Annotated in this window: 18 protein-coding genes; 16 read left to right on the top strand and 2 right to left on the bottom strand. The window is 56.1% G+C overall.

Annotated features, from left to right (window positions below; all coding sequences use genetic code 11):
* The 6 genes from ACE6ED_RS19945 (at position 1) to ACE6ED_RS19920 (ending at position 4,584) form a co-directional block, all read left to right on the top strand.
* Positions 1 to 807 (top strand): M15 family metallopeptidase, encoded by an 807-nt coding sequence (locus ACE6ED_RS19945; protein WP_410829067.1) that lies wholly within the window; start codon positions 1 to 3, stop codon positions 805 to 807.
* 387 nt (positions 808 to 1,194) lie between these two features.
* A complete protein-coding gene (locus tag ACE6ED_RS19940) occupies positions 1,195 to 1,533 on the top strand; it encodes a DUF3243 domain-containing protein (protein WP_410829065.1) in 339 nt (112 codons plus the stop codon).
* Between the two features lie 212 nt (positions 1,534 to 1,745).
* Positions 1,746 to 2,156, top strand: a complete 411-nt coding sequence (locus ACE6ED_RS19935; RefSeq protein ID WP_410829064.1) for a YjdF family protein — start codon at positions 1,746 to 1,748, stop codon at positions 2,154 to 2,156.
* A gap of 33 nt (positions 2,157 to 2,189) precedes the next feature.
* Positions 2,190 to 2,666: a glutathione peroxidase gene (locus tag ACE6ED_RS19930; RefSeq protein ID WP_410829062.1), complete on the top strand. Its 477-nt coding sequence runs from the start codon at positions 2,190 to 2,192 to the stop codon at positions 2,664 to 2,666.
* Positions 2,667 to 2,707: 41 nt separating this feature from the next.
* Positions 2,708 to 2,950: a hypothetical protein gene (locus ACE6ED_RS19925; RefSeq protein WP_410829060.1), complete on the top strand. Its 243-nt coding sequence runs from the start codon at positions 2,708 to 2,710 to the stop codon at positions 2,948 to 2,950.
* Positions 2,947 to 4,584: a formate--tetrahydrofolate ligase gene (locus ACE6ED_RS19920; protein WP_410829058.1), complete on the top strand. Its 1,638-nt coding sequence runs from the start codon at positions 2,947 to 2,949 to the stop codon at positions 4,582 to 4,584. Before ACE6ED_RS19925 ends, ACE6ED_RS19920 begins: the two co-directional genes overlap by 4 nt.
* A gap of 156 nt (positions 4,585 to 4,740) precedes the next feature.
* Here the strand turns inward: ACE6ED_RS19920 and ACE6ED_RS19915 are convergent, their stop codons facing one another.
* Positions 4,741 to 5,592: a manganese catalase gene (locus ACE6ED_RS19915; protein ID WP_410829056.1), complete on the bottom strand. Its 852-nt coding sequence runs from the start codon at positions 5,590 to 5,592 to the stop codon at positions 4,741 to 4,743.
* 351 nt (positions 5,593 to 5,943) lie between these two features.
* On the opposite strand from ACE6ED_RS19915, the gene ACE6ED_RS19910 reads away from it, so the two are divergent.
* From ACE6ED_RS19910 to ACE6ED_RS19870, 9 genes are all read left to right on the top strand, one after another.
* Positions 5,944 to 7,308 carry an FAD-dependent oxidoreductase gene (locus ACE6ED_RS19910; RefSeq protein WP_410829054.1) on the top strand — a complete coding sequence of 455 codons (1,365 nt, stop codon included), beginning with the start codon at positions 5,944 to 5,946 and terminating at the stop codon, positions 7,306 to 7,308.
* A gap of 162 nt (positions 7,309 to 7,470) precedes the next feature.
* A complete protein-coding gene (locus ACE6ED_RS19905) occupies positions 7,471 to 8,472 on the top strand; it encodes an iron-hydroxamate ABC transporter substrate-binding protein (RefSeq protein WP_410829052.1) in 1,002 nt (333 codons plus the stop codon).
* 13 nt (positions 8,473 to 8,485) lie between these two features.
* Positions 8,486 to 9,511 carry a FecCD family ABC transporter permease gene (locus ACE6ED_RS19900; RefSeq protein WP_410829051.1) on the top strand — a complete coding sequence of 342 codons (1,026 nt, stop codon included), beginning with the start codon at positions 8,486 to 8,488 and terminating at the stop codon, positions 9,509 to 9,511.
* Between the two features lie 17 nt (positions 9,512 to 9,528).
* Positions 9,529 to 10,539: a FecCD family ABC transporter permease gene (locus tag ACE6ED_RS19895; RefSeq protein WP_410829049.1), complete on the top strand. Its 1,011-nt coding sequence runs from the start codon at positions 9,529 to 9,531 to the stop codon at positions 10,537 to 10,539.
* A gap of 366 nt (positions 10,540 to 10,905) precedes the next feature.
* Entirely contained in the window at positions 10,906 to 11,730 is an 825-nt protein-coding gene (locus ACE6ED_RS19890) for a formate/nitrite transporter family protein (protein WP_410829047.1), read from the top strand.
* 375 nt (positions 11,731 to 12,105) lie between these two features.
* Positions 12,106 to 14,190 (top strand): molybdopterin-containing oxidoreductase family protein, encoded by a 2,085-nt coding sequence (locus ACE6ED_RS19885; RefSeq protein WP_410829045.1) that lies wholly within the window; start codon positions 12,106 to 12,108, stop codon positions 14,188 to 14,190.
* A gap of 170 nt (positions 14,191 to 14,360) precedes the next feature.
* On the top strand, positions 14,361 to 15,593 hold the full coding sequence (locus tag ACE6ED_RS19880; protein WP_410829043.1) for an MFS transporter: 1,233 nt from the start codon (positions 14,361 to 14,363) through the stop codon (positions 15,591 to 15,593).
* A gap of 152 nt (positions 15,594 to 15,745) precedes the next feature.
* Positions 15,746 to 16,285: a GNAT family N-acetyltransferase gene (locus ACE6ED_RS19875; RefSeq protein ID WP_410829041.1), complete on the top strand. Its 540-nt coding sequence runs from the start codon at positions 15,746 to 15,748 to the stop codon at positions 16,283 to 16,285.
* A 51-nt stretch (positions 16,286 to 16,336) separates the two neighbouring features.
* Entirely contained in the window at positions 16,337 to 16,993 is a 657-nt protein-coding gene (locus ACE6ED_RS19870; RefSeq protein WP_410829039.1) for an MOSC domain-containing protein, read from the top strand.
* A gap of 186 nt (positions 16,994 to 17,179) precedes the next feature.
* Here the strand turns inward: ACE6ED_RS19870 and ACE6ED_RS19865 are convergent, their stop codons facing one another.
* Positions 17,180 to 17,728 carry a GNAT family N-acetyltransferase gene (locus ACE6ED_RS19865; RefSeq protein ID WP_410829037.1) on the bottom strand — a complete coding sequence of 183 codons (549 nt, stop codon included), beginning with the start codon at positions 17,726 to 17,728 and terminating at the stop codon, positions 17,180 to 17,182.
* Between the two features lie 170 nt (positions 17,729 to 17,898).
* Here ACE6ED_RS19865 and ACE6ED_RS19860 point away from each other — a divergent pair, with 170 nt between their 5' ends.
* Entirely contained in the window at positions 17,899 to 19,623 is a 1,725-nt protein-coding gene (locus ACE6ED_RS19860) for a glutamine--tRNA ligase/YqeY domain fusion protein (RefSeq protein ID WP_410829035.1), read from the top strand.

The raw sequence follows: 19,623 nt of genomic DNA, 5'->3' as shown, positions 1-19,623 counted from the left end.
ATGTCAAAAAAAATCATGATTATCGTACTGCTTGTGTTGATTGTGGCGGCCGGCTGGGCGTTCGGCAAATACGCCTCGCCTTCCAAAACCGCCGGCGGAAACGGCTCAAAAGCCCAGGCTCCGCTTGAGGCGCAGCCGCCCGCTCCGACGCCGGGCCCTGAGACTGCTTCGCCAGCTCCTTCGGCCGGAGGACAGGCAAGAGCGGAAATGCCGGATGACCCGGAGAGCATTACCGCCCTGATCAACAAAGAGTACGGGCTGCCGGATCACTACAGACCCGATGATCTGGTCTACCCTGACGTGCGTTTCCTGTTCAAAGAAAAGATCGAGAAGCGGATGATGCGCAAAGAGGCGGCGGAAGCCCTGGAGCAGCTGTTTGCGGCGGCTGAAGCTGACGGCATTCGTCTGGCCGGCGTGTCGGCTTTCCGTTCCGCGGAAACGCAGCAAGGCCTGTACAACCTTTATGTCGAACGTGACGGCGAGGAGAAGGCCAAGACGTACAGCGCCCTGCCGGGCTACAGCGAGCATCAGACCGGGCTTGCGATCGATGTGTCAGGCAGCGACGGGTCCTGCGCGGCCGAAAGCTGTTTTGCGGGAACACCCGAAGCGAAGTGGCTTGAGCAGCATGCGGCCGATTTTGGATACATTATCCGCTTCCCGGAAGGCAAGGAAGACATCACGGGATATATGTATGAGCCATGGCATATCCGGTATGTCGGCAAAGAGATTGCCCGTGTCGTCACGGAGCAGGGAATCACTTTGGAAGAGTATTACAACGCGGTTCCGGTCTCCAAGCCGGGGCAGTAGGCTGGATAAAGAGTGCAGCAGGCCAAAGGTCCGCCAGGCGAAGCGCGCAGCGGGCGAAACGGGCAGCAGAGAGCCAGGACGCCAGCAGATCCGAAACGCATAGCAAGCGAAACGCTCAAGTAGACGCAAATGATGCGGAATGACGCTTAATACAGCATCAGAAGATGCATATAAGGCGCTGAGATCCTCAAAAAACAGACAAGCAGTCCCCTATCCGTCCGGCCAGGACAGGATGCGGGACTGTTTTCTTTTTGCCATCCGCGGGGAGGCTCGATTGTGCCGTATGATTCAGCTTATGCCAGGCCCGGTTAAGAGACACTAACCGCCTTGAACGAGGACTGGAGCCATCCGGATCCCGGCGGACATGAAGAAGGAGGCGTATATCTTATGTCAGAACATAATCATGTCGTTAGCAAAGACGGAGACGTGGCCATGGACAAGGTGAACGAGGCGCTGGAGCGGATTGATCCCGAACGTAAAGAGGAGATTTTGTCCGACTTTGAGTCGTTCCGCGACTATTTAGGGAAGCGCATTCAGCTTGCGCAAAAAATCGGCTTGACCGAGGAGCAGCTGGCGACCGCCGCGGAGAAGGTGGCGGACTATTTGGCTAAGCATGAGGAGCCCCGCAACAGTGAAGAAAAGCTGCTGCTGGAGCTGTGGAAGGCGGGGACGCCGGAACAGCGTCATTCCCTCGCCCATATGATGATCCGTATGGTACAGTCTTAAATTTTTCGCAAAAAAGGGTATATTTATTGATCGGCGCTTGCCCGCCGCTTTTGCCAGACGGTTTGCATTCCGCCCGCTTTTCGATATGATGGATACGGAGTGAAAAAACACGGTCCGGTCGGTAGTCCGGGCGCGCGGGGTAGCAGCCGCGTCAGTAACCTTCCCCCCTCGGGATGTCCATCGCTCCGAAATAACATAGAGGGGGAATACCGGTGAAATTAACGGTATTTTACGAAGACCCGTTCTGGGTCGGCATTGTGGAACGGGAGAATGACGGCCAGGTTCAAGCGGGACGTTATGTATTCGGAAGCGAACCGTCGCTGCAGGAGATCTGGGAGTTTGTAGGCCGGGAGCTGCCCCGGGTGGCCGATTCGCTCGGCCGCGCCGTGGAGCTGGACAAAACGTCCCGGCTTGCGGGCAACCCGAAACGCAGAGCCCGGGAAGCCGCCAAAGAATCCAGAGGCCGGGGCGTAGGAACGGCCAGCCAGCGGGCAATCCAGCAGGAGCTGGAGCAGCGCAAGCTGCAGTCCCGCGCCGAGTCCAAAACCCGGCGGGAAGAACGGGCAGCGTACAAACGCGAGGTCGCCCGGCAGAAGGCGAAAGCCAAACACCGGGGACGGTAGGCGGTCAGGCTAAGCAAAAGGAGGGAAGCGCCGATGTCCATTTACAGTTTTGCGGGAATCACGCCATCAGGCAAAGAGGTTCCTTTCCGGGAATATGAAGGCAAGGTGCTGCTTATCGTGAATACGGCCAGCCAGTGCGGCCTGACGCCCCAATATGGGGAGCTGCAGAAGCTGCATGAGGATTATGCTGACCGGGGACTGGCCGTGCTGGCCTTCCCATGCAACCAGTTCGGCGGACAGGAGCCGGGCTCCAGCGAGGAAGCGGAAAGTTTTTGCCAGCTGAATTACGGCGTCACTTTTCCGGTCTTCGCGAAAACGGATGTCAACGGGCCGGACGCTCACCTGCTGTTCCGATATCTGAAAGGGCAGCAGCCGGGCGAAGGCGAAAGCAGCGATATCCAATGGAATTTCACCAAGTTTCTGGTGGACCGCAGCGGAAACGTTACTGCGCGGTTTGAACCACGCGAATCGCCGGACGCTATGCGGGCGGCGATCGAAGGGCTGCTGTAACCCTGGCATGTAACCTAGGCGAAAGCAGTGCCCTGTTCTTTTTGAAAGGCTCCGAAAGGGGCCTTTTTCTTTTTTTTGAAGACCCCCTGAAGATGCGTTTAATGCGGCTGGGCGGCTTTAATCCTGGCGGTTTTCCTGCCGGAATTCCGGGCCATGCACAAAATATTCGCTTGACGGAGGTTCAGGACACGGTATCCTTTGAAGAGACGCATGATAAAACGGCAGCGGGCTTAGGCCGCGCAAAGCGATCAGCAAGTACCCGGGAGGTTGCAATCGAAGCATGAAAAAGATTACGGAAGTGGCCGCGAAAGCGGGAATCGACGAAAAGCATCTGGAGCTGTACGGCAATTACAAAAGCAAGCTGTCTCCCTCGCTATGGGAGGAGGAATTGAGGTATAAGCCCGACGGCCGGCTGGTGCTGGTAACGGCAGTAAATCCGACGCCTGCCGGAGAAGGCAAAACATTAACCACGATCGGATTGACCCAGGCGCTGAATGCGGCCGGCGTTCAAGCCGTCGCCGCTCTTCGTGAGCCGTCGCTTGGACCGTGCCTTGGAATGAAGGGCGGCGCCACCGGGGGCGGAAAAGCGCAAATTGTGCCCGCCGATGATATCAATCTGCATTTTACCGGCGATATTCATGCCGTTACATCGGCTCATAACCTGCTGTCCGCGATGATTGACAATCACTTGTTTCAGGGCAATGCGCTGGATATCGACCCGCAGCGGATTGTATGGAAACGGGTGCTGGATATGAACGACCGGAGCCTGCGCAGCATTGTAACCGGGCTAGGTGACGGCAACGGGACGGTCCGGGAGAGCGGGTTTCAGATCACGACCGCGTCCGAGATTATGGCGGTGCTCTGTCTGTGCGAAGGCCTGGACGATCTGAAAAAGCGGATCGGGCGGATTCTGATCGGCTTCACCCGCTCCGGCGAGCCGGTGACCGCCAGCCAATTAAATGCGGTTGAGGCAATGGCCGTCCTGCTGAAAGACGCCGTCAAGCCTAACCTTGTTCAGACGCTGGAAGGAACTCCGGTTATTGTGCATGGAGGCCCGTTCGCGAATATTGCGCATGGCTGCAGCAGCGTGCTGGGTACGCGTTATGCGCTGAAGCTGGGCGATATCGCGGTGACGGAAGCGGGCTTCGGCGTTGATCTTGGAGCCGAAAAATTTATGGATATCAAATGCAGACAGGCGGGGCTGGCTCCGGACGCAGCCGTTCTTGTTGTCACCGTCAAGGCGATGAAATACAACGGCGGCGCTACCAAAGATGAGCTGTACCTGCCCAACCGTTCCGCACTGCTGGCGGGACTTTCAAATCTGGAGCGGCATATCGAAAACCTGGGCAAGTTTGGGATTCCGGTGCTGGTGGCGGTCAATCATTTTGAGGGGGACAGCGCGTCGGAGATCAACGACATCATGGAGGTCTGCCGCCGGCTTGGTGTACCGGCCGCGGTATCCAAAGTATGGGCGGAAGGCGGACAGGGAGGACTTGAGCTCGCCGAAGCGCTGCTGAAGCTGCTTAACGGGACAGAACGCCCTGCATTTGCCCCGCTGTATGACGACGGGCTGGATCTGCCGGCCAAAATCGGAAAGATTGTCTCCGAAATTTACCGGGGCGCAGGCGTTGCTTTTTCTCCCGCTGCCAAGCGGACGCTTGCCTATATCGAGAAAAGGGGACTGCATGGTCTTCAAGTCTGTATGGCCAAAACGCCGTATTCCTTCTCCGACCAGCCAAGATTGCTGGGCGCGCCGGAAGGCTTTACGCTGCAGGTCCGGGACATCACGCTGTCGCTGGGTGCGGGTTTTGCCGTCATTATCACAGGCAGCATGGTCACGATGCCTGGTCTGCCCGCCCATCCTGCTGCGGAAAAATTGAGCGTGGATCAGGACGGAATTATTCACGGGCTGGTATAAACCGGCGCGAAGATTACCATACTCTCCGTAGGCGTTTAGTCGCTGGCGGGGAGTATTTATTTAGGCTGCGGTTTGACTTCTATGTACGCCAGCGAGGCAAAAAAGTGCCGGACGGCACTTTTTTTGCCTCGCCTCGTCTGGGGGCAGCTTCGCTGATCAGCGCTTGGTTCCAGGGTTGGCAAGCGCCGGCTCTGCACCTGGCCGGGAATGCACAAAATCCGGCGCGGGAGACAATACCGGCTTGCCGCCGGTTGCGGCAGGGTTATCGACATATTGGAAGTTGCCGAGTCCATCTGATGCGGGACCTTCCGCCCAAGCTCCTTCGGCGCTTTCCGTGCCTTGGGAGAAGTTCATGAACTGATGCGCCACCTCCTGCTTTTCCAGTTCCCTCGGGAAAGAGGCGGGGACGATTTTGCCTTCGAGCTCCTCCAGTTCCGCAATCGCGGCCATCCACTGATTCTGGTGCATCGTATCCCGAGCAATCAGGAACGACAGCATGTCGCGTATTCCAGGGTCAGTCGTCTGTTCATACAGGCGGACGACCTGCAGCCGTCCCTGCGATTCTGCAGCGAGGTTCATTCGGAAATCAGCCAGCAGGTTGCCGCTTGCAATCATGTAACGGGAATTCCAAGGGTAACCCGCAGCGTCAGACGGTGTAGCACCCAGACCTGATACGATCACATGCTGCGGATTCATTCCGCCGAGCGCGGCTCCGATAACCGGGTCCTTGGCGGCTTCCTCCAATTGATCTACTGGAGCCCCATCAAGGAGCTGTGCGATCATCGTTGACAGCATTTCGACATGGCCGATTTCCTCAGTGCCGATATCCAGCAGCATGTCTTTATATTTTCCCTCAACTCTGCAGTTCCAGCCTTGGAACAAATACTGCATCATCACGGTCATCTCTCCAAATTGTCCGCCGAGAACCTCCTGGAGTTTACGGGCGAAAACCGGATCGGGCATGGAAGGCTTCGCTTTATACTGCAACTCTTTGATGTGTGCAAACATCCGTCCTACCTCCATTTTATCGGTTTGGTTTGGGATCTACTGGATTAATTATTCAAGGAAAGGGTGGCCACCCTGACTTTTATATACCCTGGGGTTGGAGAAATAATCATAATTTGAAGTATCGGCATTTAGCCAAAGACGCTATTTCCCAGCGATAAATCCGGACGGACAGGAGATAATAAGCCGAGAAAAAAAGGGCAGCGAATTTATTTTAAATTGTGAACAATTTGGAAACGTCGCGGAAAACTCTTGTAATGTGATAAAAATCACAATATAATCAATGCATAAAGTGAAATTTATCACAATAACACACGGACCTATTCCGTAACTCCCGAAGGAGGCACAATAATCATGAAAGTAGCAGTCATTGGATGTACTCATGCCGGAACAGCCGCCATTGTAAATACCGCTCAGCTATACCCTGAAGCCGAGATTACTGTTTACGAACGTAACGATAACATTTCCTTTTTGTCCTGCGGCATCGCCCTTTATGTGGGCGGCGTAATCAAAGATCCGCAAGGATTGTTTTATTCCTCGCCGGAGAAGCTTGCTTCGCTTGGGGTAAAAACGAAAATGGGTCACGAGGTCATCTCGGTGGATACAGCGCGCAAGACGCTGCGTGCCCGCGATCTGGAAACCGGCCGGGAATTTGACGACAGCTATGATAAGCTCATTGTGACAACAGGTTCCTGGCCGGTGATGCCTAAGCTGGAAGGAATCGACCTGGATGGGGTTCTGCTGGCCAAAAACTTCCAACATTCGAATACCATAATCGAACGTGCGAAATCAGCGGACCGGATTGTTGTAGTAGGCGCAGGTTATATCGGCATCGAACTCGTCGAAGCCTTCCAAATGAACGGCAAACAAGTTACGCTAATCGATGGCGAAGACCGGGTGCTCAGCAAATATCTTGACGCCGAATTTACCGGACCGGTTGAAGAATCGCTGCAGCGCCGCGGAATTAAACTTGCGCTTGGTGAAAAAGTCAGCGCGTTTGCCGGTGCAAACGGAACAGTAAACAAGGTCATTACCAGCAAGGGTGAATATGACTGCGATCTCGTCATTTTGTGCATCGGATTCCGGCCGAATACCGATTTGCTCAAAGGGCAGGTGGATATGCTGCCAAACGGAGCGATTCTGGTCGACAACTATATGCAGACTAGCCGGCCTGACGTGTTCGCCGCTGGTGACAGCTGTGCGGTCCGTTACAATCCGACGGGAAAAGCGGCTTACATTCCGCTTGCGACCAATGCGGTACGGATGGGTACACTGGTTGCCCGGAACCTGGCCGGCCCAACCATTCCTTATATGGGCACCCAAGGCACATCGGGCATCAAAATCTACGACGACAATATCGCCGCCACCGGACTGACGGAAGAAGCGGCAAAGGCGGAAGGCATTGACGCGGAAGCAGTGTTTATTACGGATAACTACCGCCCCGAATTTATGCCAACGCATGAGCAAGTCCAGTTGAAGGTCGTGTTCGAACGCGGCAGCCGCCGGATTTTGGGAGCCCAGATCATGTCGGAAATGGACTTGACGCAGTCGATCAATACGGTATCCGTCTGCATCCAAAACCGGATGACGGTTGACCAGCTGGCCTTTATCGACTTCTTCTTCCAGCCGCATTACAACAAGCCTTGGAACTTCCTCAATACAGCCGGGCTTCAGGCTCTTCCCGCAACCGTGCAGCGTAAAGAACTGCAGCACGTTTAAATATCAGCCAGCCGCAGCACCTGCAGAGTACCGCAGGCGCTGCGTTTTTTTGTGTTTTGAAAAAAAAGGGGATTGACAAAAAGTGGGCAGGAGATAAGATAGAAACTATGATAATGAGAATCATTATCAAATATACATGTCCAAAAAGGAGCACAAGATATCATGCGAAAGACATTTGGCCTTCCTCTGCTCATTCTGTTATTACTTCTAGCAACCGCCTGCGGGAACGGAGCCAACGGAGGAAATGGGGCGGACGGCAAAATTGCTGCGGGCGCCGCAACCGCCGGCCCGGCTGAAACTGGGGGAGCCGGGGCGGCTCCAAGCGCGCAGCCCGAGCCAGATTCATCCGGCGGCAAAACCATAACCTATAACTCCGAAAGCGGACCGGTCGAGGTGCCTGCCAACCCGCAGCGGGTCATCGTGTTATCCTCCTTTGCCGGTGATGTCGTATCCTTAGGCGTTCCTCTAGTGGGCGTAGACAGCTGGAGCAAGAAAAACCCCCGTCTGGAGGAGAAGCTGCAGGGTGTGGAGGAAGTGTCGGACGAGGACATTGAAAAAATTATCGAATTGCAGCCGGATCTTATCCTAGGCCTGTCGTCAATTAAAAATGTGGATAAGCTAAAGCAAATTGCTCCCACAGTAACCTATACATACGCCAAGGTCGATTATTTGACACAGCATCTGGAAATCGGCAAATTGCTGAACAAGGAGCAGGAAGCCCAGGCATGGATCGATGATTTCAAAGCCCGCGCCAAGAAAGCGGGCGATGAAATCAAGGCGAAGATCGGGGACAAGACGGTGTCGGTAATCGAAAACGACGCGAAACAATTTTACGTGTTCGGCGACAACTGGGGACGCGGCACCGAAATCCTATATCAAGAGATGGGACTAAAAATGCCGGACAAGGTAAAGGAGATGACCTCCAAAGAGGGCTGGTATGCGCTGTCGACAGAGCTGCTGCCGGAATACATGGGTGACTATGTCGTGTTCAGTAAGACGCCTGATGTAGACAGTTCCTTTGAACGTACGGAGACGTGGAAGAACATTCCGGCGGTAAAAAACAATCAGGTGTATACAGCCAATGCACGCTCGTTCTACTTCAATGATGCCCTTACGCTGGAATACCAGCTCGAATTCTTCATTGAGAGCTTCCTGAACAAGTAAGGCGGAAGACGAGATGAAAGCGGAGGCAACGATTGACAAAACACTTGGCGGGCGGCCTTTGGGCGGCATGCTGGTTACATCTATTTTGGTCCTGCTTGCGGCACTGGCTGCGTCGCTGGCGTTCGGGGCAAAGGAAGTGACGCTTCACGAGCTGTGGATGGCGATGTCAACGTCCGTCGGCGGGGGAGATACCGTTACCCTGATCCGCGATATCCGGCTGCCCCGGATTGCGGCGGCTCTTCTGGTTGGAGCCGCGCTGTCGGTATCGGGTGCAATCATGCAGGGGGTTACCCGGAATCCGCTGGCCGATCCGGGCCTGCTCGGCGTCACCTCCGGCGCCAATGCAGCACTTGCCTGCACGCTTGCGATTGTGCCTTCTATCGGTTACATGGGCATATTTGCGGCCTGCTTTGCGGGCGCGGCGGCGGGCGCATTGCTTGCTTTTGGACTGGGGGCGGCAACCGGCAGCGGGCTGTCGAGCATGCAGCTGGTGTTATCCGGCGCAGCTGTTTCGGCCCTGCTGTCGGCTATTGCGGAAGGTGTGGCACTCCATTTTAAGCTGTCTAAAGATGTATCGATGTGGACTTCGGGAGGACTGATTGGCGCGTCATGGGAACAGGTGCGGATGACTACGCCTGTCATTTTGGCGGCACTGGCCGTTGCGCTGCTGCTGTCCCGGCCGCTGACACTTCTGAGTCTGAATGAAGAAGCTTCGGTGGGGCTCGGGGTCCGTACGATAAAGGTCAAGGCCGCCTTGTACGGGCTGGCCGTTGTACTTACCGGAGCAGCCGTCGCGCTGGCAGGGAATCTGGCGTTTCTTGGACTGATGATTCCGCATATCGTCCGCAGGTTTGCAGGCAACGACTACCGTATCGTGGTTCCGCTGTCCGCTGTCGGCGGCGCCGCGCTTATGCTGCTGGCCGACCTGCTCGGACGGACGCTGAACCTCCCGTATGAAGTGCCGGTTGCGGCGATTGTGGCGATGATGGGCCTGCCGTTTTTTCTGCTAATTGTGCGTAAAGGGGCGAAACCTCTATGAGCGGTGGCTTCAGTCCGATGCGGAAACAAAGGCTCACGGTGCTTAGTCTGCTTCTGCTGATTCTTATTACCATAACGGTGGGGATTGGGACCGGGGATGCGGGTGTCCGGATCAACCGGGTTATCCCGGTTCTGCTGGGAGAAGGCAGCTTTAAGGAAGAACTGGTACTGTTTTCGATCCGCCTTCCGCGAATGGTGATTACCCTGCTGGCAGGGATGGCGCTTGCTTTGTCGGGCACGATTCTGCAGTCGATCACGCGCAACGCGCTGGCTGATCCCGGCTTGATCGGGATTAATGCCGGCGCAGGCCTGGCGGTCGCCGTATTTTTTTTGTACGTCCCGGTACAAGCGGAGGCGTACGCCTATCTGATGCCTACCGTTGGTTTTCTCGGCGGACTTGCCGCCGCCGCAATGATATGCTGGGCGGGTTACAGCCGGACGGAAGGGCTGAATCCGGCTAAGATGGTTCTGGTCGGCATCGGTGTTTCGCTGGCGCTGGCCGGCACGATGATTGTGATTGTAACTTCGGCGGACCGAACCCAATTTGACGTGATTGCGCAGTGGCTTGCCGGGAACATCTGGGGGACGGCATGGCCGTATGCCGCAGCGCTGCTGCCTTGGCTGCTGGTCTTGTTCCCTTATGTTCTGTATAAGTCGAACGCCTTGAACCTGCTCGCCTTAAGCGAGGAGGTAACACTGGGTGCGGGCGTTGCCGTGCGGAAGGACCGTCCCGCCCTTCTGCTCGCCGCTGTGGCGCTTGCCGCTTCCGCGGTCTCGGTGACGGGCGGCATCGCCTTTGTCGGCCTGATGGCGCCGCATATCGCCAAGGCGCTGAGCGGACCGCGCCATCAGGCGCATTTGCCGGTCGCCATGCTCCTTGGCGGCTGGCTGCTGCTGGCGGCGGACATGGCCGGCCGCCAATTGGCTGATCCCGCCGGCATTCCCGCGGGCGTGATGGTCTCGTTGATTGGCGCCCCGTATTTTGCTTTCCTGCTGCTTAAGAACAGGAAAGCAGCCGCCAAAGGATAGATCACCGCTAGGGAATAGACGCCACCTCCAAGAAACAGACGCAGCAGCAGGGAATAGACACTAGCTAAAGGAACACCAACACCAAGCGATAGATGCCAGCCAAAGTCCGTACGCAAGGCCGCTTTCCGTAACAGGGAAGCGGCTTTTTTGTCTGCTGACGGAACTAAACTTCCAGCGGGTGATACTCACTGCACTGACTGCGGCTAACCACGGCCCACGACGAATTGGAAATTTGACATGTCAGTGAAAATTTTCACTTAATGCTTTCTCAAGGTGATATTTCTCACGTAAATGGCCACCTTCAGAAGTTACAATGGGCATAAAGGGTTAAAAGAACAAATTTTAAGTAACTAAGGGGATAGAGTGATGGCTTATAACAAACCGCAGCAAATCGCCGAAGTGACGGTGGAGAACGGCATCAAGAAGGCGCATAATCCGCTTTCGACGGTGCTTACGCTCGGGTTTCTAGGTGGAGCTTTTATCGCACTTGGGTTCTTGCTTGATATCCGCGTAATTGCTGGTGCGCCGGAGGAGTGGGGGTCCATCGCGAACTTCATTGGAGCGGCGGTGTTCCCGGTAGGTCTGATTTTGGTGCTGCTTGCAGGCGGCGAGCTGCTGACAGGCAACATGATGGCAGTGCCGCTGGCGTTTATGAACCGCAAAATATCGATTGGCGAGGTTATCAAAAACCTGGTGCTGATTACGCTCAGCAATCTGGCGGGCGCGCTGTTTGTGGCTTATTTCTTCGGCCACGTGGTTGGCCTTACGGCGGACGGCGTTTATCTGGATAAAGTGGTGGAGATGGCGGGACATAAGCTGGAGGCTGATTTCTTTCCGGCCTTTGTCTCGGGGATCGGCTGTAACTGGCTGGTGGCACTAGCGGTATGGCTGTCCTACGGCGCCGATAACTTCAGCGGCAAAATTCTAGGCATCTGGTTCCCGACCATGGCGTTTGTTGCCATCGGCTTTCAGCACGTTGTCGCAAATATGTTCCTGATTCCGGCGGCTATCTTTGAAGGCCATTATTCCTGGTCGGAATATGCAATGAACTTCATTCCGGTCTGGCTGGGCAACCTGACGGGCGGAGCTTTGTTTGTAGCTGGAGCGTACTGGAACGCTTACCTCCGGAAAAGCGATGTGCCTGCTGCCGCTCCGGGCAGCAAGGTGGCCGGCCTCAAGAAACACGCCTGAGACCAATAATGACATATGGCTTGACCAGGGCCAATCTGGTCATGTAAAAACACTTCCCCGGAACCTCTGCATCCAGCGGCTCCGGGGAAGTGTTTTTTTGGGTTTGCCTATGTAAGCCTCCCGGCAAAAAAACAAATTCGCCGCTAACGTTCGATTCGGGGGAACGAAATCGAACAGGCGGCGAATTTAAAAAGGGAGTGTTTCATACTTCTACTTACCCTGGAAGGCGCCTGGTGAATCAAATAGACTGGAAATCATTTGTAGCGCAGGGCTTTGCTGCTTTACTGCACAAGTAGCCGCCCTTACAATAGAACGGGTAGGGCCCGGCGGTATGCGCCGTGCCGGCTTCGCAAGGGAAGAGGAGGAGGTAATCGCATGAGAGACCAGGATAACGGGGTGTTTCCCGCAGTATGTCCGCTGGACTGCCCGGATACATGCGGACTGTTAATCCATAAAAAAGAAGGCAAAATCGTAAAGGTGGAAGGCAACCCTGAGCATCCGATCACCCGGGGAGCGATCTGCAACAAGGTCAGGAATATGGCGGAACGGGTACATCATCCCGAGCGGCTGCTGTACCCGATGAAGCGTACCGGCCGCAAAGGCGAAGGGAAATTCGAACGGATAAGCTGGGAGGAGGCAATCGGGGAAATCGCGGACCGGTTCCGGAAGCTGTCCGGCGAGTTCGGACCTGAAAGCATTTTGCCTTACAGCTTTTATGGAAATATGGGGATTCTCAGCGTAGAGGGGATGGACCGGCGTTTCTTTAACGCGCTTGGGGCAAGCCGGCTGGAGCAGACGATCTGCAACTCCGCGGGGACGACCGGCTGGAAATACACCATGGGTTTTAACGGCGGGGTCAGTCCTGAAGATACGGTGCACGCCGATGTAATCATTGTGTGGGGCGGAAATATCGTCAGCACGAATATGCACCAGGTGATGCTTGCGGAGCAGGCGCGCAAACGCGGAGCGCGGATTGTCGTGATCGACGTCCATCAGAACCGTACAGCCCGCTGGGGCGACTGGTTCATTCAGCCTTATCCGGGCACAGATACGGCGCTGGCGCTGGGGATGATGCATATTCTGTTCCGCGACGGGTTAACGGATGAAGCATTCCTGCAAAAGTATACGGTAGGACATGAGGAGCTGCGCGCACATGCGGCCGCCTACACACCGGAGCGGGTGTCCGCGATAACCGGGGTGCCTGCCGATGAGATTGAGCGGCTTGCACGCATGTACGGCGAAGCGAAGACGTCGTACATTCATATCGGAAACGGGCTGCAGCATCATGACAACGGCGGAATGAATGTCCGGAGCATCTCCTGCCTGCCTGCTCTCACAGGGCAGTGGATAAAACAGGGGGGCGGAGCGCATCGTTCAAACAGCGGTTATGGAGCCATGAATTCCAGAGCGCTGGAACGCCCCGATATCCGGCCAAACCCGCGCGCCCGCAGCATCAACATGAACCGGATCGCCGAAGCGCTGGAAATGCGGGACCAGCCGGTAAAAGGGCTTTTTGTCTACTGCAGCAATCCCGTTGTAGTGGCGCCCGATGCTGACCGTGTCCAGGCTGGCTTCGCCCGGGAGGATTTGTTCACCGTAGTGCACGACCTGTTTATGACCGATACGGCTCGTTACGCTGACATTGTGCTGCCCGCCGCGGCTTCGTTTGAACAGACAGATCTGTACGCTTCGTACTGGCATCATTACATACAGCTGCAGGAACCGGTGCTGCGTGCGCCCGGGGAATGCAAAGGCAACAAGGAGCTGTTCTCCCTGCTGGGGCAGGCGATGGGCTTCGATCCGGAAATCTTTGGGCAAAATGAAGAGGATATGATCCGCGAAGCGCTGGATTATCCGCGTAATCCGTATCTCCGGGGCGTCACGCTCGAGCGGCTCCGCGCGGAGCAGCATGTGAAGCTGGATATGACGCCGCAGGCGGCATTTCTGGATAATCTTCCAACGCCATCCGGCAAAATCGAACTGTATTCAAGCACGATGGCGGCCGCCGGATTGCCGCCTCTGCCCGAGTATGTCCCGCTTGCCGAGGGCTATGACGGTCTGCGGCGCCCGGCATCGGACGATCCGTACCCCCTGATGTTCTTGTCCCCGCCGAACCACAATTTCCTGAACTCGAGTTTCGCCAATTCGGAGAAACACCAGCGGCTGGAAAAAGAGCCGATTCTGCAGATTCACCCGGCTGATGCCGAGGCCCGCGGAATTGCCGGCGGTGAAGAGGTGGAGGTGTTTAATGGCCGGGGACGTCTGCAACTTAAGGCAGAGCTGACGGACAAAGTGCTGCCTGGCACAGTTATCAGCCAAGGACTGTGGTGGGAAGGCGGCGCAGGCAGGAGCCGGCGGAGCAATGTGCTGACGTCCGACCGTCTGAGCGATATGGGAAAAGGCGCGACGTTTTTTTCTACTACAGTCCAGGTTCGCTTGCCGGAGGATTTACCGGTATAACAGGTAGCAGTTAAGTTAGCTGCACCGTAGGAGCCTTTGAGTTCCATTGATCGCGGAATTATTTGCCGGTATAAAGCGTCAGTGCGTCGATGAACAGGCTTGCCCAATTTCCTGCCTATGCGAGATACTGAAAAGATTGAGACTATACGTTACAGGAGTATCTGCATATCATGAGGTTTTTGGACAATTACCCGAAAGAAATTAAAGTATTTTTGCTGGCAAGCCTGATTAATGCAACGGGCAGCGCGCTGATGTGGCCGCTTGTTACGATGTACGTGTTCGACGAGCTCGGCCGGAGTATGAAGGACGCCGGGCTGGTCATTCTGATTCAATCCATGGGCGGCATTGCAGGACAGCTGCTTGGCGGGTCGCTTTACCACAAGGTAGGGGTCAACCGGCTGATTGTGGGCGCACTTGCTTTGAATGCGCTGAGCTTGTTCGCCCTGCCGGCGGCGAGCAGCAACTGGTATGTATTCATGGTGGCGATGGGCCTGTTTGGATTGTTTAATGCGCTGTCGATGCCGGCGATTCAGGCATTTATCGGCTTCCGTTTTTCGGCGCGCCGGAGCGAGCTGTTCAACATTATTTATGTGGCCAACAACATCGGCGTGGCGATCGGGACAGCGTTAAGCGGCTTTCTGGCCGATATTTCCTACATGCTTAGCTTCCTGCTTAATGGGGTAACGTCCGCGGTGTTCGCCGGATTTTTTTTCGTTTACCTGCGGCGGATCGGCACAGCCGAACCGGAGGGGAACGGCGGGCAGACGGTGCCGGCTGGGGCGGCGGATGGAGCGCGGACCTCTCCTGCTTGGGGACTCCTTGGCAATACGCGGCTGTATCTGTACATGGCCCTCGGCTCCATGTTTATTCTGATCGGCAACTCTATCTGGAATACCGGCGTGTCACCATTCATCATCTCAGAAGGCTGGCCCAAAAAATTATACGGGTTTCTGTGGACGCTGAACGGCATCCTGATCTTTGCGGCCCAGCCGCTGGTCAGCTTGATCAAACGCTGGTTCGCCGGCACATCAACTGCGCAGATGACGGCCAGCGCTGTATTTTACATGTCCGGATATGTGGTGATACTGCTCCTGCCCACTTACCCCGGCCTGCTGCTGGCAATGCTGCTTACGACACTGGGCGAAATGCTGATTTCACCGGCGATGCCTGCGTTTATCTCGGATCATGCTTCCCGGCATGCGCCGTTTTACCTTGGCTTGACGGGCGGGATCGGGGCTGTCGGCCGGGTGCTGGGCCCCTATTTCATGGGCAGCCTGTACGATGGGGGCGGCCTGCTTCCCACCGCCTGGCTGGCGGCGGGGATGGCGCTGTTGTCCGTCGGATTTTTTGCCGTGCATGCGGCGTTTAACCGGAACAGAGCTCAGGAACCGGGAACGGTGTAAGCCGGCCGGAACGAGACGCGTATATACCATGAACAAGAGCGCGGGACGCTGCAGCAGAGTGAGACGCCGCAGCGGCGGATGCGCGCTTCCTCCGGTGCCAGGCAGGGCTATTGCCGGGGATAACGCGTCATGAACGGAGAAGGATGCTATAAATGGATAACAAGCGGAAAGTGGGAGTGAACATGCGGCAGGAGAAGGAGCTGGCACTGACGATACGAATGTCGGAAATGAAGGACGTGCGGGAGCTGATTGAATTGGACCGGATCGTCTGGACCGAAGATACGGCCCCTGCCCCGCTCGTATGGCAGTCCTGCGAGGACTATCTGCTGCATGCTCCTCCAGGCTCCCAGCTTGTGGCGGCGGGTGAAGAACGGTTGTACGGGTATATCGGATTCCGCTGTCCAAGCGGACTGGAGAGCAACCAGCATGTTTATGAGGTTCATATCGCCATACATCCGGAGTTCAGACATCTCGGCATCGGGATGAAGCTTATGGAGGCGGTGAAGGAGCTGGCGGCGCGGCGGGGCATCCGGAAACTGCGGGTCCGGGTGTTGTCCAGCAACGAACGGGCGCTTGCCTTTTACCGGAAGTGCGGTTATCGGGAGGAAGGGCGGCTGAAGGAGGAGTTTTTCCTTGCCGGTCGTTATGTGGATGATGTGTTTATGGGCCTGATGCTGGATGAGCAGCCATAAACGATGAACCGGGTGCGGCAAAGATGATAAAGATTCCAGGAGGGATGAAGGATGTTGGAAGGCCATATCGTATCGCTTAATATTGGCAAACCGGTAACGGTCGAGTACAAGGGACGGCCGCTGGAGACGGGGATTTACAAACGCTCCGCGGACGGCCCGCTGCAGCTCAGCACACTGGGCTTTGAGGGAGACGGACAGGCGGATCTGGTCAATCACGGAGGGCCCGACAAAGCGGTATGCCTGTATCCCTCCGAGCATTATCCCTATTGGGAGACGCAGCTGGGACGGAAGCTGGACCCTGCCGCTTTCGGCGAAAATATCACATCCGCCGGGCTCCTGGAGACGGAAGTGCGGATTGGAGACATTTATGCGGTCGGCACGGCGGAGCTTCAGGTCAGCCAGCCGCGTTATCCGTGTTTTAAGCTGTCGCAAAAGCATGGCCCGGCTGATATGCCTGCCCAAGTGCTGAAGACCGGCTTCAGCGGGTTCTACTTCCGGGTGCTGCGCGAAGGGGTTATCGCTCCAGGCGATACGCTTCGCCTTCTGGAACAAGGCCCCCAGGAAGCTGCAGTTGCCTACGTCCTGCATATGATGCAGTCGGGCCGGGAAGACCGGGGGGGGCTGCAGACACTGGCGGCGCTGGAGTCCCTGGCTTCGGGCATCCGGGCCAAGTTCCAGGGATGGCTGGAGAATATTGGCGCCGAGTGATATAAGGAGAGCCCTGTCCAAAGACGGACAGGGCTCTCCTGCTTGCTTGGGCGCATGGGATCAACTCCGCGGCCTTCAAGCCGCCGGACCGGGGGGATAGGCGCGTGTCCGCGGCGAACCCGGGTGCGAATTCTGCGGCGGGACAGTTGACACGGCAGCCGGACCGCCGTGCGGGCCTCGTTCCATTTATCCGAGCAGCCGCCACTCCCGGCGCAGCATGCCGTAGACGGCATGGTTGACATACCCGTCGGGCAGCTTTTCGGCCTCCCGGACGACACCCTCCAGCACAAAACCGAGCCGTTCCGGAATGGCCCGGCTGGACTTATTGCCGGTGGCACAGCGGATTTCGACCCTATTCAGCTCCAGCGCCAGCAGGGCGTAATCCACGAATACCCGGCAGGCGCTGCTCATATAGCCGTTGCCTTCATAACCTTCACCCAGCCAGTAGCCGATGCCGACAGAGCGGTTATGCCAATCGATTTCGTGGTAGCCGATGATGCCGGCAATTCGCTCCCGGACCCAGAGCGCCGAGGTGAAGCCCCCGTTGTCGCAGCCCTGTTTTTGGGCATTTTTGATGAATGCGGCGATATGGGATTCGTCGGTCACCCCGTCGACCCAAGGCAGCCACTTCCGCAGCCGGTCGCGTGAACGTTCAACAAGATCATAGAGGGGAGCGGCGTGCTCCCGTGCGAGCGGCTTCAGCGCCAGTTCGTCGTCGATGACATGAGTAAACAAAACGCGGGCCTCCTTCAACAGCTGGAAATATGAGTTCGGACAAGCAATAGCTCCGTTCTAAATCCTACTCAATCCCTTGCCGGAAGTCAAAGCCTGAGTGTGCGCCGGGGTGCGGCTTCGTTTATTGTGTTCAATGGGGATAACAGGTATATTTATTAACAAACACTTGAATGGAAAGGTTGATACCTGTGGAGAAACCAAGCACTCCCTCCAATTTCATCAAAAATATCATTACCGAAGATCTTCGTACGGGAGCGGTCCAGGAGGTTGTCACCCGTTTTCCGCCGGAGCCGAACGGTTATTTACATATCGGACATGCCAAGGCGATCTGGATCAACTTCACGCTGGCCGATGAATTCGGCGGACGGACGCACCTGCGATTTGACGATACGAACCCGCTCAAGGAAGATACGGAATACGTAAATTCCATTAAAGAAGATGTAAAGTGGCTGGGTTATGAGTGGGAGGAACTGCGGTTTGCCTCCGACTATTTTGCAGAAATGTACGAACGGGCCGAGCTGCTGATCCGCAAAGGCAAAGCGTATGTGGACGATCTGTCCGCCGACCAAATCCGCGAGCTGCGCGGAACGCTGACCGAACCGGGGAAAAACAGCCCGTACCGTGAGCGCAGTGTGGAAGAAAACCTGGATTTGTTCCGCCGGATGCGGGCGGGCGAATTCAGTGACGGCGAAAAGGTGCTCCGGGCCAAAATTGACATGGCTTCGCCGAACATCAACCTGCGCGATCCGGTCATTTACCGCATAGCTCATGCGCATCACCATAACACGGGGGACCAATGGTGCATTTATCCGATGTATACTTTTGCCCATCCCTTGGAGGATGCGATTGAAGGCGTCACGCATTCGCTTTGTTCTCTGGAGTTCGAAGACCAGCGTCCATTCTACGATTGGGTGATCGCGGAATGCGAGATGCCGGCTGTGCCGCATCAATATGAATTTGGCCGGCTTAACCTGGCGCAGACAGTAACAAGTAAACGCAAGCTGAAGCTGCTTGTTGATGAAGGGCATGTTGACGGCTGGGATGATCCGCGGATGCCAACCCTTTCCGGTCTGCGCCGCAGAGGATATACGCCGGAAGCGATCCGGAATTTTGTATTCGAAACCGGGATTTCCAAAAGCCAGGGGCTTGTTGATTTACAGATGCTGGAGCACTTTATCCGCGAGGACCTGAAGCTTAAGGCTCCGCGCACTATGGCTGTTTTGCGCCCGCTGAAGGTGGTTATCACCAATTATCCGGAAGGGCAGACGGAGTGGCTGGAGGCTGAGAACAACAGCGAAAACGAGGAGATGGGCAGCCGTCAAATCCCGTTTTCCCGAGAGATATATATTGAGCGTGACGATTTTATGGAGAACCCGCCGAGCAAATACTTCCGGCTGTTCCCCGGCAACGAAGTGCGGCTGAAGCATGCATATTTCATCAAATGCAACGAAGTCATCAAGGATGAGAACGGCGAAGTGATTGAGCTGCGCTGTACGTATGATCCGGAAACCAAAAGCGGCACCGGCTTCACGGGACGGAAAGTGAAAGGAACGCTGCACTGGGTGGAAGCAAGCCAGGCCGTGCCGGCCGAATTCCGGCTGTATGAGCCGCTGATCCTTGACGCGGCCGCCGATGAAGACGCGGCCGTTGAGGGGATGGACGGAGCCGAAAACAAACCGGAGCAGACGTTCCTGGATCAGTTGAACCCGAACTCGATCGAGATTTTGCACGGTTTTGTTGAGCCGGGACTGAAGGACGCGCAGCCGCAGGACAAGTTCCAGTTCTTCCGCCATGGATATTTCAACGTGGACAGCCGGTATTCGAAGCCGGGCGAGCCGGTCTTCAATCTGATCGTATCGCTTAAGAGTTCTTATCAGCCGCCAAAACAAGGGTAG

This window comes from Paenibacillus nanchangensis (genome assembly GCF_046543445.1).
GTDB lineage: Bacteria > Bacillota > Bacilli > Paenibacillales > Paenibacillaceae > Paenibacillus_AQ > Paenibacillus_AQ nanchangensis.
Note: the sequence above shows the minus strand (reverse complement) of the source record. Positions and strands in the feature narration are given on the sequence as shown.